Consider the following 16,100-nt stretch of genomic DNA (forward strand, 5'->3'; position numbering starts at 1 on the left):
ACGCAGGAGGTCGCGAGTTCGAGTCTCGTCATCCGCGCCACTTTTTATTGACCCGTTAGCTCAGCTGGTAGAGCATCTCCCTTTTAAGGAGGTGGCCGAAGGTTCGAATCCTTCACGGGTCACCATTATTTTTTCATTGTTGGCCCCTTCATCTAGCGGTTAGGATTCATGGTTTTCATCCATGCCACAGGAGTTCGAGTCTCCTAGGGGTCACCATTACAATTTCAAAATATTTTATAATTTCGGTCGATTAGCTCAGTTGGTAGAGCGCTACCCTTACAAGGTAGATGTCATAAGTTCGAGTCTTATATCGACCACCATTAATATAATAAATCATGCGGATGTAGTTTAGTTGGTTAGAATGCCTGCCTGTCACGCAGGAGGTCGCGAGTTCGAGTCTCGTCATCCGCGCCATGATTTAAAACTTCCCACTTACTTTTTAATATCAAATCAAATATCACTTCAAAGTATTATTTTATAAAAAAAAAGCTATTCTATTATAGTTTATTTTAGGAAGCACAAAATATATGTTTAAAGCAAAAAGTTTATATCACCTTATCGTTTATAGTATTTTATTTATTGTTGTACTTATTTCATTTTTTACTTTTATTATTATAGATAATGCTCATGAAGAATTACAAGAAAAGATAGTAGCATTAAAAGAAGACTTTACTAAGAATCAAAAAGAACTTTTAAAAAATGATATTAATTCAGTAATTAGTTTTATAGAGTATTATCATCAAAAATATAAAAATATTAAACCTGAGAAACAAATACAAGAAGAAGTACTTGAAGCAATTTCACAAATGAAAAAATCAAAAAATATAAATGACTATATTTTTATTTATAATTTTGATGGTACCCTACTTTTTCATCCAGTTGCCAAAAAAGATATAGGCAAAAATAGAATTAATATGAAAGATAGAAATGGTAAGCTTGTAATTAAAGAACTAATTGATAATTCTAAAAAATATATGGGTGGTTATGTTGAGTATTCTTGGTATAAACCAAACATAGCAAAAAATGCTAATAAGATATCTTATTCTAATTCATATAAACATTGGAACTGGACAATAGGAAAAGGTGTATATTTAGATGAAATTGATAAGTTAGTTAGAATGAAAAATGAAGAATACAATCAAAAAATGTCTGATTATACACTTCAAATAACATCTTTAACAATAATGCTAGTTCTTTACTCTATTTTTATTTATAAAAATGCGACAATATTAATTGTGAATGATGTAAAAGAAATAGGTAAGTATTTTAAAGAATCACAAAATAATGATGAACCTATTAATCAAAATAGAATTATCTTTGGTGAATTTAAGATTATTGCAAACTATGCAACAGATGCAATGAATAATATTAAACTTAAAACACACATGCTTGAAGACTTAAATAAAAATCTAGAGTATAAAGTAGATGAAAAAACAAAAGAATTAACAAAACTTATTCAATCACAAAAAGACTTTATAAAAAACTCTGTACATGAAATAAACACGCCTTTATCAATAATTCAAACGAATATAGATTTACTAAAAATGAATACTCCAAACAATAAATATATTACTCACATTGAATCTGGTGCAAAAATAATTCAATATATATATGATGATCTTTCATATTTAATAAAAAAAGATAGAGTTATTTATGAAAAAGAATATTTGGAGTTTTCTAGTATCCTACTTCATCGAATAGATTTTTTTGATGAAATTGCAGTTTCAAATTCACTATATTTTATTAATAATATAGAAGAAGATATATATATTAAATTTAATAAAACAGAATTACAAAGAGTAATAGATAATAATTTATCAAATGCAATAAAGTATTCATATCCAAAATCTCCTATATTTGTTAGACTTGATTATATAAACGATATTGAAGTTGAATTCTCAGTAACAACAAATTCAAAACAGATTGAATATGAAAATAAAATCTTTGATGATTTCTATAGAGAAAACAATGCAAGAGGTGGCTTTGGTTTAGGTTTAAAAATAGTAAAAGAAATTTGTGATAAAAATAATGTTACTATAACACTAAAGTCTAATGAAAAAGAAACAAAATTTACTTATAGGTTTAAAATAAATGAAGATACTACTACTTGAAGATGAATTAATGTTAAATAACGCAATATGTGAATATTTAAAGAATATTGGACACATGGTAGAAAACTTTACTGATGGTCAAGATGCAATTGATAATATTGATAGTTCTTTTGATTTATTAATATTAGATATTAATGTTCCTTCAAAAGATGGATTTACAATACTTGAAGATTTAAACAAAAAAAAGATATTTATTCCAACAATATTTATATCTGCACTTATTGACATAGAAGATATATCAAAAGCTTATGAATTAGGAGCAAGAGAATATCTAAAAAAGCCCTTCCACTTAGAAGAATTAGGGATAAAAATAAACCTGATATTAAAAAAAGAACAAAATAATACTTCTCATATTAGATTTTCTGAAAACTATTCTTACTCAAAAGACAAACAAACTCTATATTTTAGTGGAGAACCACAAAGTTTAACAAAAAAACAATTAGAAATTATTCATATTTTAGCTCTTAATATAAATATGATTGTTGACTTTGAAAGATTTAGAATTGATATTTGGGATGGAGAAAATATTGACAATCCAACTATTAGAGCAGAAATTTCACGATTAAAAAAAGCATTAAAAGAAGATTTTATAAAAAACATCAGAGGTCTTGGCTACAAAATTGACAGATATTACTCTTCTTAAAAATTCCCATAAAATGGCTTTTTAAAAGCCATTTTGCTACGCTAATCCTACGTTCAAATAAACTTTAAAAATTTTTTTTTCAATTGCTACCTTTTTGCTATCTACACTTATTATACTTTCAATGTTAGATTATTAAACATATTAAGTTTAATGTCAAAATCAATAAGGAGAGCAGAATATGAGTCCAGAAAAAGCACAAGCATACTGGAAAGAAAATATTTCAATGATTCTTAAACTATTAGTAGTTTGGTTTATTGTTTCTTTCGGATGTGGAATTTTATTCATTAATGAACTTAACGCTATTGAAATTAGTGGTGTTAAATTAGGTTATTGGTTTGCACAACAAGGTGCAATTTACGTATTTGTTATCTTAATCTTTGTTTATGTAAAGGTTATGACAAGTATCGATGAAAAATACGGCGTAAACGAATAGGGAGAAAGAAAAGATGGAATTACAATCATTAATTTACCTATTCGTAGGTATTTCATTCGCAATTTATATTGGTATTGCACTTTGGGCAAAAGCTGGATCAACTAAAGACTTTTATGTTGCAGGTGGAGGAGTACATCCTGTAGCAAATGGTATGGCAACTGCTGCGGATTGGATGTCTGCTGCATCATTTATCTCTTTAGCAGGTATTATCGCATTTAAAGGTTCTGATGGTGGTGCTTACTTAATGGGTTGGACTGGTGGATACGTTCTACTAGCAATGTTATTAGCACCTTACTTAAGAAAATTTGGTAAATTTACAGTTCCTGATTTTGTTGGAGATAGATACTATTCTGATACAGCAAGATTAGTTGCGGTTATTTCAGTAATCTTCGTTTCGTTTACTTATGTTGCTGGACAAATGAGAGGTGTTGGTATCGTATTCTCAAGATTCTTACAAGTTGATGTAAATACAGGTGTATTAATTGGTATGGCAATTGTATTCTTCTACTCAGTTTTAGGTGGTATGAAGGGTATTACATATACACAAGTTGCACAATATGTAGTAATGATTTTTGCATACATGATTCCTGCAATTTTCTTATCATTACAAGTTACTGATACGTTCTTACCACAATTAGGTATTTTCGGTCAAACTACATTTGCATTTGATACAGGAGTACAAACAATCCCAGAAGGTACCTATCTATTGCATGCTTTAGATACCGCTGTTTCTGATTTAGGATTCAATGAGTATACTCAACCAGGTAACTTATGGAATATGTTTATGTTAACTACTGCATTAATGCTAGGTACTGCTGGTTTACCACACGTTATTGTTAGATTCTTTACAGTTCCAACTGTTAAAGATGCTAGAATTTCTGCTGGTTGGGCGTTAATCTTTATTGCATTAATGTATACAACTATTTCAGCTGTGTCTTCATTCTCAAGAGTGAACTTAATTAAAAACTTACAAAATACTGAGTATAAAGCATTTGTTGCAGGTGAACTAAAACATGATGATGGTACACCAAATGATGGTAACTGGTTTAAGACTTGGGAAAATGGTGGATTAATCGCATGGAACGATAGAAATGGCGATGGTAAAATCCAATATGCTACTGGAAAAGCTTTCGAAGGTGCTAAAGGTAAGCCTGCATTCGATGGTGATAAAAGAGCAGAAGATGGTCATAGATTAACTACAAATCCTGTTGGACCTGCATCTGAAGCTGAATTAGCTAAAGGTAATGGAATTGCAAATGAGTTATACGTTGATAGAGATATTATGGTACTTGCTAACCCTGAAATTGCAAACTTACCTAACTGGGTAATTGCATTTATTGCAGCTGGTGGTCTTGCAGCAGCATTATCTACAGCAGCAGGTTTATTACTTGTAATTGCTTCTGCAATTTCTCATGACTTAATGGGACAAGTATTATTTAAAGATAAAGAGACTGGTAAATCTACATTAAATGAGAAAACAGAGTTAATGTGGGCAAGAATTTCAGCGGTAGCTGCAATTTGTGTTGCTGGTTACTTAGGAATTAACCCTCCAGGATTTGTTGCACAAGTTGTTGCATTTGCATTCGGTTTAGCAGCGGCAGCATTCTTCCCTACAATTATCCTTGGGGTATTTGATAAGAGAATGAACAAAGAAGGTGCGATTGCAGGTATTTTAACTGGTTTAATTTTCACATTCGGTTACATTATTTACTTCGTATTCTTAGGTGGAGATCCAAAAGATTACTTCTTAGGAATTCATCCAACTGGTATTGGTACAATTGGTACATTACTTCACTTAATCGTGGCAGTAGTTGTTTCTAGAATGACACCAGAACCACCACAAGAAATTCAAGATCTAGTAGAGAAAATCAGAATCCCTTCAGGAGCTGGTGAGGCTGTAGATCACTAAAACTAACAAGTATACCCTTGGGTATACTTTTAGTGTTTTTTTATGTTACTATTTTATTAATATAAAAAAACACTAACTATCAAGGATTTTTTACATGAGTCTACAAGATCAAGAAGCATTTTTATCAAATATACACCCATTTGAAGTATTATCACAAGAACAACTTGACATTTGCATAAAACACATGGACATAGCTTATTATGCAAAAGATTCAATTTTAATAACTCCTGAAAGAATCCCAAACTATTTTTTTATTATCATAAAAGGAACAGTTTATGAATATAAAGAAGATGAAGTTGTAATGGACTATCATCAGCAAGACTCCTTTGATGCAAACTCCTTAATTTATGGAGAAAGTAAAAACACTTTTAAAGTTCATGAGGATTTAATATGCTATGAATTAGAAAAAAAAGCTTTTTTAAATTTAATAGAAAATAATAAAGCTTTTAAAGACTTTTTTTTAGAAAATTTAGTAAATAGAATTAAAACCTTAAAAGATAAAGAATATACTTCACAATTATCTTCTTTTATGATTGCTAAAGTTGACGATGCTTTAGTACACGATGCATGTATAGTTGAAGAAAATACTAAACTTCTTGATGCTATTGAAAAATCTATGGAATACAAAACTTCTACAATTATTGTTAAAAGAAATGAAGAGTATGGGATAATTACTGACTCTTTACTAAAAGTAAAAGTCTTACTTGAAGGAAGAGATTTAAGTATTCCTGTTAAAGATATTGCAATATTTCCTTTAATGACTGTATTTAATGATGATTACTTATTTGATGCACTATCTGTTTTAATAAAAAGAAATATAAAAAGAGTTGGTGTAATAAACTCCCAAGGAGAAATGCAAGGGATACTAGAACAAATTGATGTTCTTTCTCATTTTGCCAACAATACATATATTGTTGATACACAAATAAAAAAATCTAAAACAATTCAAGATTTAAAAAATGCAAGTAAAGATTTATTAGATATTATTAAATCACTTCAAGCAAAAGGTGTAAAAGTACACCATATTTCTAATTTAATTGGTCAATTAAATACTAAAGTATACAAAAAACTTTTTAAGTTAATAGTTCCAGAAGAACTACAAAAAAATGCTTGCTTTATTGTAATGGGAAGTGAAGGAAGAAATGAACAAATTATTAAAACAGATCAAGATAATGCTTTAGTAATAAATGATGGTATTGATGTTGAACAATATAGACCTTATATGGAAAAGATGACAGAAACTTTAATTGATTTTGGTTATCCTCCATGTGAAGGAAATATAATGGTATCAAATCCATTTTGGTGTAAAACAGTTAATGACTATAAAAAAGAGACTGCAAGATGGATTGAAGCTCCTGATATGCAAAACTATATGGATTTAGCAATTTTCTTCGATTCTTTTGCCGTTGCAGGAGATAAAGAACTTCTAATAAATTTAAAAGACGATTTATTCAATAAGCTTCATGATAAAGATGTATTTATGGCTTATTTTGCAAAAGCTACTTTAACTTTTGATACACCAAGTACAGTAGCAAATTTTATGACAAAAAAACACACAATCGATATTAAAAAGACTGCAGTTTTCCCAATTGTACAAGGAATTAGAAGCTTAGCATTAAGAGAAAGGATTAGAGAGACTACAACTGTAAGAAGAATAAAAATACTAGAACAAAGAAAAATATTAGAGAAAGATAGAGCTGCTGAACTTCTTGAAGCTTTTGATGTTGTAAATACTTTAAGACTAAATGCACATTTAGGTTACTTACAAGAAAACAAAGAAATTAGCAATGAGATTGATACTCATGCTCTTGGTAAAATAGAAAGAGATTTACTAAAAGATTCATTCAAAATTGTCATAGACTTCAAAAAGTTTATAAACTATACATTTAAAATTGATAAGATTTCATAATGTTTACAAATTTTATTAAGAACTGGAAAAAAAGATCTTTAAAAGATAAAAAATATGAATATCTTTTTGATGAACCTAAAAAAGATGAATATGTTTGTTTAGACTGTGAAACAACAGGATTAAGCCCCAAAAAAGATGAGATTCTTTCAATTGGTGCAGTTATAATAAAAGGAAATAAGATTTTAATGAGAAAAACTCTTAATATCTTTGTAAAGCCTTCAATAAAAATTGATGCAGAATCTATAAAAATTCATCATATAAGACCTATTGATTTACAAAATGCCATTGATCCTAAAGATGCAATATATGAACTTCTTGACTTTATAGGTAATCGTCCAATTGTTGGTTATTATATAAAATTTGATGTAGCTATGATTTCAAAATATACAAAAAAATATATTGGTATTTCCTTACCAAATGAAACTATAGAAGTTTCATCAATGTTTTATAAAACTAGAAAAAAATCTAGTGAATATGAATTTATTGATTTAAAGTTTGACACCATAATGAAGGAATTAGATTTACCACCTCTTGGAAAACACGATGCACTAAATGATGCAATTATGACTTCAATGATGTTTATTAAACTAAAAGATTTAACTCCAGCAAAAACTACATTCTATACTAATTAAAAAAGAGAATTTAAAACGTTATTAATTTCTCTTTTTATTAGCTTCTAAAAGTTACACTTACAAATATTTCTAATTAAATTACACTTAAATTACATAAATGATATTTCCTTATAAATTTATATATGTATAATTAATCTTATTTTTATTTAAATGCTACATTAATGCTATTTTCGCTATTTTCAGTGAATTTAGTGTTTTAATTTAAATAAAATAACTAAGGAGGCAAAATGAACGATGAGTTAGTACAACGAATCAAAAACAACCCTAAATATCAGGAGTTGGTACAAAAGAGAAATGCATTCTCTCTAAAATTGGCAATTTTTGTATTGGTAATGTTTTATGCATATATTTTAACTATTGCATTTGATCCAACATTACTTGGTATAAAAACAGGTGAAGGTGTTATGACTTATGCATTCCCAGTGGCTGCTGCAATTATCATAATTGGTTTTATTACAACATTAATTTATGTTAAAAGAGCAAACGGTGAGTTTGAAGACTTAACTAATGAAATAAAAGATGATGTAAAGGATATTATGTAATGTTTAGAATTATAGCACTAATTTCAATTTTTGCTGTGGCATTATTTGCTGCAGGAGATGCAAATTTCGAAGCATCAAAAAGAGAACTAAATATTCCAGCAATTATTATGTTCTTTATTTTTGTTGGTGGTACTTTAGGTATTACATATTGGGCAGCTAAAAAAACTAAATCTGCAAGTGATTTTTATACAGCAGGTGGAGGAATTTCTGGTTTCCAAAATGGTATGGCTATTGCAGGTGACTATATGTCAGCAGCATCATTCCTAGGTATTTCTGGTCTTGTTTACTTAAGTGGTTATGATGGATTAATTTATGCAGTTGGATTCTTAGTTGGATGGCCTGTAATTTTATTCTTAATGGCTGAAAAATTAAGAAACTTAGGTAAATTCACATTTGCTGATATTGCAGCTTACAGACTTGGGCAAAAAGAGATTAGAACTCTTGCTGCATTTGGTTCTCTGTCAGTTGTAACTTTATATTTAATTGCACAAATGGTTGGTTCAGGTAAACTGATTCAAGTATTATTTGGATTAGAGTATGAATATGCTGTAATTCTTGTTGGTGTAATGATGATTATCTATGTAACATTTGGTGGTATGTTAGCTACTACTTGGGTTCAAATTATTAAAGCAGTATTATTATTATCAGGGGTTTCATTTATGGGATTCATGGTATTAAGCCATTTTGGATTCTCTTTTGAAGCCTTAGCTACAAAAGCAGTTGAAACTCATGAAAAAGGTCAAGCAATTATGGAACCAGGAGGATTTATTTCTGATCCAATTTCTGCTATTTCTTTAGGATTAGCATTAATGCTTGGTACTGCTGGTCTTCCTCATGTACTTATGAGATTTTTTACAGTTGGAAATGCTAAAGAAGCTAGAAAATCTGTTGTTTATGCAACTGGTTTTATTGGTTACTTCTATTTAGTAATTGCTATTATTGGACTAGGTGCAATTGTATTCTTAAATTCTGATGCAGGAGCTGCATATTTTGTTGATGGTAAATTATTTGGTGGAAATAATATGGCTGCTATTCACTTATCTCATATTGTAGGTGGTAATGTATTCTTAGGATTTATTTCAGCTGTTGCATTTGCTACAATTTTAGCTGTAGTTGCAGGTCTTACACTTGCAGGTGCATCTGCAATTTCACACGATATTTATGCTTGTGTAATAAACCCAAATGCTACAGAAGAACAAGAAATTAAAGTTTCTAAAATAGCAGTTATTACAATTGGTATTATAGGTGTTGTATTAGGTATTGCATTTGAGAATCAAAATATTGCATTTATGGTTGGTCTTGCATTTGCTATTGCTGCATCAGCTAACTTCCCTATTTTATTCTTATCTATTTATTGGAAAGGATTAACAACAAGAGGTGCATATCTTGGTGGATTCATTGGACTATTAACAGCTGTTGTTTTAGTTATTGTAGGTCCTATTGTATGGGTACAAATTTTAGGAAATGAAGAAGCTTTATTCCCTTATAAACACCCTGCACTATTCTCAGTAACTATTGCATTTATTGCTATTTGGTTCTTCTCTAAAACAGATAATTCACAAAGAGCAAAAGATGAAAAAGAATTATTTGAAGCACAAAATGTTAGAGCACAAACAGGTATTGGTGCATCAGGAGCAGTTGATCACTAAACCAATTACTAAAGAGATTTTTTCTCTTTAGTAACACTTAAAATATAAGTATTACTAATTATCCCATTATAAATATAACTTTTATGAAACTTATTGAAACTATAAAAAAAACCTTAAATATTATAATTAATATCAATACATAATAATTGCTTTTTTTGTTACTTTTCTACATTTTTTACATTTTATTTACATATTTAATCAATTTTTTTCCTTCACAAATAATTTTTAAAATGTATAATAGATAGTGATTTTTCTTATTTGCTACTTTATTGCTATAAAAAAATTAGCTTTAGTAACAATGAGAATTAGTTTTTTGTATGACTAGTTTATACAATAAAAAAAGGAAGCAGAATGAATGAAAAGTTAGTAGAGAGGATTGACAATAACCCTAAGTATCAGGAACTAGTTTCAAAAAGAAATAGTTTTGGTATCAAATTAGGAATTTTTGTATTAGTAATGTTTTATGCATATATATTAACAATTGCATTTAACAAAGAGATTTTAGCGACTAAAATAGGTGAAGGTATGACAACTATTGCATTTCCTATTGCATTAGCTATTTTAATTATCAGTTTTATCACAACAGTGATTTATGTTAGAAGAGCAAATGGGGAGTTTGAAGATCTAACAAATGAAATTAAAGAAGATGTAAAGGATTTAGTGTAATGTTTAGAATTTTAGCGATTATTTCAGTTATTGCTTTATCAGCATTTGCAGCAGGTGATGCATCTTTTGAAGCTACAAAAAGAGAATTAAATATTCCAGCAATTATTATGTTCTTTATATTTATTTTAGGAACATTAGGTTTAACATACTGGGCTGCACAAAAAACAAAATCAGCAAGTGACTTTTATACAGCTGGTGGAGGAATTACAGGTTTCCAAAATGGTTTAGCAATTGCAGGTGACTATATGTCAGCAGCTGCATTCTTAGGTGTATCTGGTCTTATTTATATGAAAGGTTATGATGGAGTTATCTATGCTGTATCATTCTTAGTTGGTTGGCCAATTATTCTTTTCTTTATGGCAGAGAAGTTAAGAAACTTAGGTAAGTTTACATTTACAGATATTGCTGCATACAGACTTGGTCAAAAGCAAATTAGAACATTAGCTGCATTTGGTACTATTTCAGTTGTTGTTTTATATCTTATTGCACAAATGGTTGGTGCTGGTAAATTAATTCAAGTATTATTTGGATTAGAGTATGAGTATGCTGTTATCCTTGTTGGTGTTATGATGATTATTTATGTAACATTTGGGGGTATGCTTGCAACTACTTGGGTTCAAATTATTAAAGCTTGTTTACTTTTATCTGGTGTTTCATTTATGGCTATAATGATTTTATACCACTTTGACTTTAGTTTTGAATCTTTAGCTGTTAAAGCAGTTGAAAACCACAGTGCTGGTGAGTCTATTTTAGCTCCAGGTGGATTTATTTCAGATCCTATCTCTGCTATTTCTTTAGGGATGGCTTTAATGCTTGGTACTGCTGGTCTTCCACACGTACTTATGAGATTCTTTACGGTTGGAAATGCAAAAGAAGCTAGAAAATCTGTTGTTTATGCAACTGGTTTTATTGGTTACTTCTGGATTATCATTACAATTGTTGGTTTTGGTGCTATTGCATTCTTAAACTCTGATGCAGGTGCTGCATACTATGTTGATGGTAAACTATTTGGTGGAAATAATATGGCATCTATTCACTTATCACACATGTTAGGTGGTAATGCATTCTTAGGATTTATTTCAGCTGTTGCATTTGCTACAATCTTAGCAGTTGTTTCTGGTCTTACATTATCAGCAGCGGGAGCAATTTCACATGACCTTTATGCAAATGTAATTAATACTAAAGCTACAGATGAGCAAGTTGTTAAAGTATCTAAATATACAGTTATTGTAGTTGGTATTGTTGGTGTTACTTTAGGTATTGCATTTGAACAACAAAATATTGCTTATATGGTTGGTCTTGCATTTGGTATTGCTGCATCTGCTAACTTCCCAATCTTATTCTTATCTATTTATTGGTCTCAACTGACAACTAGAGGAGCATTTTTAGGTGGTTTATGTGGTCTTATCTCTGCTGTTACTCTTGTAATCGTTGGACCAATTGTATGGGTACAGATTTTAGGAAATGAGCAAGCATTATTCCCTTATAAACACCCTGCACTATTCTCTGTAACAATTGCATTTGTTGCTATTTGGTTTTTCTCAAAAACTGATAATTCAGAAAAAGGGAAAGCGGAGAAAAAATTATTTAAAGCTCAGAATATTAGAGCAAATACTGGTATCGGTGCAGCTGGTGCTGTTGATCACTAGGCCTTTTAAAATATCAAAGAAGTATTCTTCTTTGATATTTACTATTAACTACAAATTTTAAAATTTAACTTATAACATTACTATAAAATTTACTTATATAATATTTAACACTATTTAATTCTAGTAATTATTATTTTATTTTTTATTAGCTAAAATATATAAAGTGAAATTAGGAAACATAAATGAGTATATTAGAACAAAAAGCATTTTTAAGTTCAATTCATCCTTTTGAACACTTAACTAAAGTTCAAGTAGATGATTTTTCAGAACATATTGATATTGTATATTTTAAAAAAGATGAAATTATACAAAAGCAAGGGCAAGAACCAAAATTTTTATATTTTGTGTTAAAAGGTATTGTTCAAGAAAAGCATGAAGATGAAGTATTATCAATTTTTTCAAAAAATGAAATATTTGATCCCATATCGTTAATTGAGAACTATTGTAAACATACTTTTGTAACTGCACAAGAAACTATTTGTTACTCTTTACCAAGAGAAATATTTATAAAAACACTCCATGAAAATCAAAATTTAGAAAGCTATTTTTTTCAATCAATATCTCAAAAATTAAACAATCATGTAAATCAAGAGAAAAATAAAGAAATAGCTAACATCATGGTAGCAAAAGTAAAAGATGCAAATATCCATAGAGCAGTAATTACAGATACAACAAAAACAATCTTTGAAGCAGCAACAATAATAAAAGATGAAAAAGTACCTACATTATTATTAAAAGATGAAAATAATGAGATGTATATTGTTACTGATTCTGACTTTAGACAAAAAGTAATTTTAAACAGAATGGATTTTGATGATAAGATTATAAAAATTGCTTCAAAAGGTTTAGTATATGTAAATGAAGATGACTTTTTATTTAATGCACAACTTATCATGGCTAAACATGGTCTAAAAAGAGTTGTTGTAAAAAATAATAAAGACGAAATAACTGGAATACTAGATCAAATTTCTTTATCATCATTTTTCGCAACAAATACTTTTTCAGTTTCAAATGAAATCATAAAAGCTGAAACTATTGAAGAATTAAAACAAGCGTCTTTATCTTTTATAAAAATTGTTAAATCTTTAAATGCAAAAGGTGTGAAAATAGAGTTTATTTCTAAATTGATAAATCAACTAAATAAAAAACTTCTAGCAAAACTATTTAGTTTCTTAGCTCCTGATGAATTAATTGGCAAATCATGTTTAGTAGTGATGGGAAGTGAAGGACGAGCCGAACAAATACTACGAACAGACCAAGATAATGCTTTAATACTAAGTGATGATTGTGAAATAAGTGATGAAAAACTAAAAGAGTTTACTCATAATTTTACAGAAACTTTAGTTGATTTTGGTTTTCCAAGATGTGAAGGGAATATTATGGTATCAAACCCTTACTGGACAAGAAAAATTAAAGAATTTAAAAATTTAATATATTCATGGGTAAATGAACCAAACCCTGACAATATGATGAATACTGCAATATTTTATGATTCTATTTGTGTAGCAGGTGAAAAACAAATAATTTTAGATTTAAAAGAGTACTTATTTAAAGTAGTAGGAGATACACAAACATTTAATTCGCAATTTGCAAAAGTAATAATGAACTTTGATGTACCTCTTGGATTCTTTGATGGTTTTGTATTTGATAGTAATGATAAAAAACATAAAAATGAAATAGATATCAAAAAAGGTGGTATTTTTATTTTAGTTCAAAGTATAAGAGCCTTATGTTTAGAAAAAAAACTATTTAATACTAATACTATTAAGAGAGTAAAAGCACTAAAAGATTTAGGTGTATTAGATGATGAGTTTTCCCAAGAAATTATAATGGCATTTAATTTCTTATCAAACCTAAAATTAAAGTCAAACCTTGAAAAAATAGATAAGAAAGAAACTATTAATAATTATATTAATCCAGATGATCTAAATACAATGCAAAAAGATTTATTAAAAGACTCTTTTAAAATTATTAATAAATTGAAGAAAAAATTAGAATATCATTTTAAGTTGAACTATGTTTAGAAGTATAAAAAACTATTTTAATAAAAAAAATCTAAATAATGAGAAGTATTTGCATTTGTTTGATGCTCCTCATGAGGAAGAGTATGTCTGTTTTGACTGTGAAACTACAGGATTAGATCCAAAAGTAGATGAAATTGTATCTATTGGTGCAGTTATAATAAAAAATAATACAGTAGTTTCAAGTAAAAAGTTTGTTAAATTTGTCAAACCTAAAACAAAGCTACAAGAAGATGCTATTAAAGTTCATCATATCAGAGAAATTGATTTAGAAGATGCAGAAGATATAAATGATGTAATATATGAATTTTTAGATTATATTGGAAATAGAACATTAGTAGGATATTTTTTAGAATTTGATATTGCTATGATTAACAAATATATAAAGCCAAAACTTGGAATTACACTACCTAATAGAAGAATTGAAGTATCAGCAGTCTATCATGACTATAAAATAGAAGCTATACCACAAGGAAATATAGATTTAAGATTTGACACAATTATGAATGAATTACAAATTCCTGTTATGGGAAAACATGATGCATATAATGATGCACTTATGACTTCGTTAATATTTTTAAAATTAAAAAATATTCCAAAACTAAAAATACAATAAAGAAAACTTAAACTATGCTAAACTACCAAAAGTGTTACATTTACTTTTGGTAGATACTTAAAACGTTAACTTTTTATTCATTTTGTACAATAACTGTACATTAATAAAGTAAAATATAACACTTAAGAGCCATTTAGAGCATATTTTATTACGATTCTGCACATTTTCTTTTTTTATCAAATATTATGTATATTTTATGTACTTTTCGAAAAATATAATATACAATATAAATGATCAAGATTATAAACCAATGCTATTTTTTTGCTATGGTTATAAATTATAATCTTTCACAAGTTTTTAAAGTAGAAAGGATAACTTAATGGGTTTAATTAAAAGCATTAAAGAAAAAGCAAAGTTACAGTTAAGAACTATCGTTCTTCCAGAAACAGAAGATGAAAGAGTATTAAAAGCTACTCAAAAAGTTCTTGAAGAGAAAACTGCAAATGTTGTATTAATAGGTAATGAAGAAACAATCAAATCTGATGCTTCATCATGTGATGCAAATATTGAAGGAGCAACAATTGTTGACCCTAGAAAGTTTGAAAACATTGATAAATATATTGATGAGTTAGTTGAACTTAGAAAAAAGAAAGGTTTAACAAGAGAAGAAGCTACTGAAATCATGTTAAATGAACCTAGATTCTTTGGTTGTATGATGGTTAGACTTGGAGATGCTGATGGTTTAGTTGCAGGTTCTAACTCTCCTACAGCTGATGTTTTAAAAGCTGCTATTCAAGTTATTAAAACTGCACCTGGTATCAATACTGTATCATCTGCATTTATTATGGAAACTGCTGATGGAAAGTTTGGAGACAATGGTTTAATTCTTTTTGCAGATTGTGCAGTTATTCCAGAACCAAATGCAGAACAATTAGCTGATATTGCTTGTGCAACTGCTGCAACTGCTAATTCTGTAGTTGGGTTAGACCCTAGAGTTGCTATGTTATCATTTTCAACAAAAGGTAGTGCAAATCATCCATTAGTTGATAAAGTACAATACGCTGTTGATATTTTACAAGAAAGAAATGTTGACTTCTCATTTGACGGTGAGATGCAAGCTGATGCAGCAATTGTTGAAGCAATTGGAGCTAAAAAAGCACCAGGTTCAGAAGTAGCTGGTAAAGCAAATGTTCTTGTATTCCCAGATTTACAATCAGGAAATATTGGATATAAATTAGTTCAAAGATTTGCAGGTGCTGCAGCTCATGGACCAGTTGTTCAAGGTTTAGCAAAACCTGTAAATGACCTTTCAAGAGGTTGTTCAGTTGATGATATCGCAAACTTAGTAGCTATTACAGCAACTCAAATTAAATAATTAAA

Annotated in this window: 13 protein-coding genes and 4 tRNA genes; all 17 read left to right on the forward strand. The window is 28.8% G+C overall.

Annotated features, from left to right (window positions below):
- Nucleotides 1-49: 49 nt before the first annotated feature.
- The 17 genes from ACH5BK_RS10815 to pta all read left to right on the forward strand — a co-directional run bounded on the left by ACH5BK_RS10815 (nucleotide 50) and on the right by pta (nucleotide 16,095).
- A tRNA-Lys gene (locus ACH5BK_RS10815) sits at nucleotides 50-125 on the forward strand.
- Nucleotides 126-141: 16 nt separating this feature from the next.
- A tRNA-Glu gene (locus tag ACH5BK_RS10820) sits at nucleotides 142-216 on the forward strand.
- 28 nt (nucleotides 217-244) lie between these two features.
- A tRNA-Val gene (locus ACH5BK_RS10825) sits at nucleotides 245-320 on the forward strand.
- Between the two features lie 17 nt (nucleotides 321-337).
- Nucleotides 338-414: transfer RNA gene (locus ACH5BK_RS10830), tRNA-Asp, on the forward strand.
- A gap of 113 nt (nucleotides 415-527) precedes the next feature.
- Nucleotides 528-2,111 carry a cache domain-containing protein gene (locus tag ACH5BK_RS10835; protein ID WP_404307264.1) on the forward strand — a complete coding sequence of 528 codons (1,584 nt, stop codon included), beginning with the start codon at nucleotides 528-530 and terminating at the stop codon, nucleotides 2,109-2,111.
- Nucleotides 2,092-2,754, forward strand: coding sequence for a response regulator transcription factor (locus ACH5BK_RS10840; RefSeq protein ID WP_404307266.1), 663 nt, complete (start codon nucleotides 2,092-2,094; stop codon nucleotides 2,752-2,754). Before ACH5BK_RS10835 ends, ACH5BK_RS10840 begins: the two co-directional genes overlap by 20 nt.
- Nucleotides 2,755-2,932: 178 nt before the next feature.
- A complete protein-coding gene (locus tag ACH5BK_RS10845) occupies nucleotides 2,933-3,187 on the forward strand; it encodes a DUF4212 domain-containing protein (RefSeq protein ID WP_404307268.1) in 255 nt (84 codons plus the stop codon).
- A gap of 13 nt (nucleotides 3,188-3,200) precedes the next feature.
- A complete protein-coding gene (locus tag ACH5BK_RS10850) occupies nucleotides 3,201-5,096 on the forward strand; it encodes a sodium:solute symporter family protein (RefSeq protein ID WP_404307270.1) in 1,896 nt (631 codons plus the stop codon).
- Nucleotides 5,097-5,190: 94 nt separating this feature from the next.
- Nucleotides 5,191-7,005, forward strand: coding sequence for a DUF294 nucleotidyltransferase-like domain-containing protein (locus tag ACH5BK_RS10855; protein WP_404307272.1), 1,815 nt, complete (start codon nucleotides 5,191-5,193; stop codon nucleotides 7,003-7,005).
- Nucleotides 7,005-7,637, forward strand: coding sequence for a 3'-5' exonuclease (locus ACH5BK_RS10860; protein WP_404307274.1), 633 nt, complete (start codon nucleotides 7,005-7,007; stop codon nucleotides 7,635-7,637). The genes ACH5BK_RS10855 and ACH5BK_RS10860 overlap by 1 nt, the downstream gene beginning before the upstream one ends.
- Before the next feature lie 227 nt (nucleotides 7,638-7,864).
- Nucleotides 7,865-8,179, forward strand: coding sequence for a DUF485 domain-containing protein (locus ACH5BK_RS10865; RefSeq protein WP_404307276.1), 315 nt, complete (start codon nucleotides 7,865-7,867; stop codon nucleotides 8,177-8,179).
- Nucleotides 8,179-9,828: a cation acetate symporter gene (locus ACH5BK_RS10870; RefSeq protein WP_404307278.1), complete on the forward strand. Its 1,650-nt coding sequence runs from the start codon at nucleotides 8,179-8,181 to the stop codon at nucleotides 9,826-9,828. The genes ACH5BK_RS10865 and ACH5BK_RS10870 overlap by 1 nt, the downstream gene beginning before the upstream one ends.
- A gap of 351 nt (nucleotides 9,829-10,179) precedes the next feature.
- A complete protein-coding gene (locus tag ACH5BK_RS10875; protein WP_404307280.1) occupies nucleotides 10,180-10,494 on the forward strand; it encodes a DUF485 domain-containing protein in 315 nt (104 codons plus the stop codon).
- Complete coding sequence (locus tag ACH5BK_RS10880) at nucleotides 10,494-12,143, forward strand: cation acetate symporter (RefSeq protein ID WP_404307282.1); 1,650 nt, start codon at nucleotides 10,494-10,496, stop codon at nucleotides 12,141-12,143. The genes ACH5BK_RS10875 and ACH5BK_RS10880 overlap by 1 nt, the downstream gene beginning before the upstream one ends.
- 182 nt (nucleotides 12,144-12,325) lie before the next feature.
- Nucleotides 12,326-14,167 carry a putative nucleotidyltransferase substrate binding domain-containing protein gene (locus tag ACH5BK_RS10885; RefSeq protein ID WP_404307284.1) on the forward strand — a complete coding sequence of 614 codons (1,842 nt, stop codon included), beginning with the start codon at nucleotides 12,326-12,328 and terminating at the stop codon, nucleotides 14,165-14,167.
- Nucleotides 14,160-14,780, forward strand: coding sequence for a 3'-5' exonuclease (locus ACH5BK_RS10890; protein WP_404307286.1), 621 nt, complete (start codon nucleotides 14,160-14,162; stop codon nucleotides 14,778-14,780). Before ACH5BK_RS10885 ends, ACH5BK_RS10890 begins: the two co-directional genes overlap by 8 nt.
- A 319-nt stretch (nucleotides 14,781-15,099) precedes the next feature.
- Nucleotides 15,100-16,095: a phosphate acetyltransferase gene (gene pta, locus ACH5BK_RS10895; protein ID WP_404307288.1), complete on the forward strand. Its 996-nt coding sequence runs from the start codon at nucleotides 15,100-15,102 to the stop codon at nucleotides 16,093-16,095.
- The last annotated feature ends 5 nt before the right edge of the window (nucleotides 16,096-16,100 follow it).

Source organism: Arcobacter sp. YIC-80 (assembly GCF_044841725.1).
Classification (GTDB): domain Bacteria; phylum Campylobacterota; class Campylobacteria; order Campylobacterales; family Arcobacteraceae; genus Arcobacter_B.

Excerpts from the sequence above, each read along its gene's own strand:
- ACH5BK_RS10835 (WP_404307264.1), top strand. The coding sequence starts at position 528 with ATGTTTAAAGCAAAAAGTTTATATCACCTTATCGTTTATAGTATTTTA.
- ACH5BK_RS10840 (WP_404307266.1), top strand. The coding sequence starts at position 2,092 with ATGAAGATACTACTACTTGAAGATGAATTAATGTTAAATAACGCAATA.
- ACH5BK_RS10845 (WP_404307268.1), top strand. The coding sequence starts at position 2,933 with ATGAGTCCAGAAAAAGCACAAGCATACTGGAAAGAAAATATTTCAATG.
- ACH5BK_RS10850 (WP_404307270.1), top strand. The coding sequence starts at position 3,201 with ATGGAATTACAATCATTAATTTACCTATTCGTAGGTATTTCATTCGCA.
- ACH5BK_RS10855 (WP_404307272.1), top strand. The coding sequence starts at position 5,191 with ATGAGTCTACAAGATCAAGAAGCATTTTTATCAAATATACACCCATTT.
- ACH5BK_RS10860 (WP_404307274.1), top strand. The coding sequence starts at position 7,005 with ATGTTTACAAATTTTATTAAGAACTGGAAAAAAAGATCTTTAAAAGAT.
- ACH5BK_RS10865 (WP_404307276.1), top strand. The coding sequence starts at position 7,865 with ATGAACGATGAGTTAGTACAACGAATCAAAAACAACCCTAAATATCAG.
- ACH5BK_RS10870 (WP_404307278.1), top strand. The coding sequence starts at position 8,179 with ATGTTTAGAATTATAGCACTAATTTCAATTTTTGCTGTGGCATTATTT.
- ACH5BK_RS10875 (WP_404307280.1), top strand. The coding sequence starts at position 10,180 with ATGAATGAAAAGTTAGTAGAGAGGATTGACAATAACCCTAAGTATCAG.
- ACH5BK_RS10880 (WP_404307282.1), top strand. The coding sequence starts at position 10,494 with ATGTTTAGAATTTTAGCGATTATTTCAGTTATTGCTTTATCAGCATTT.
- ACH5BK_RS10885 (WP_404307284.1), top strand. The coding sequence starts at position 12,326 with ATGAGTATATTAGAACAAAAAGCATTTTTAAGTTCAATTCATCCTTTT.
- ACH5BK_RS10890 (WP_404307286.1), top strand. The coding sequence starts at position 14,160 with ATGTTTAGAAGTATAAAAAACTATTTTAATAAAAAAAATCTAAATAAT.
- pta (WP_404307288.1), top strand. The coding sequence starts at position 15,100 with ATGGGTTTAATTAAAAGCATTAAAGAAAAAGCAAAGTTACAGTTAAGA.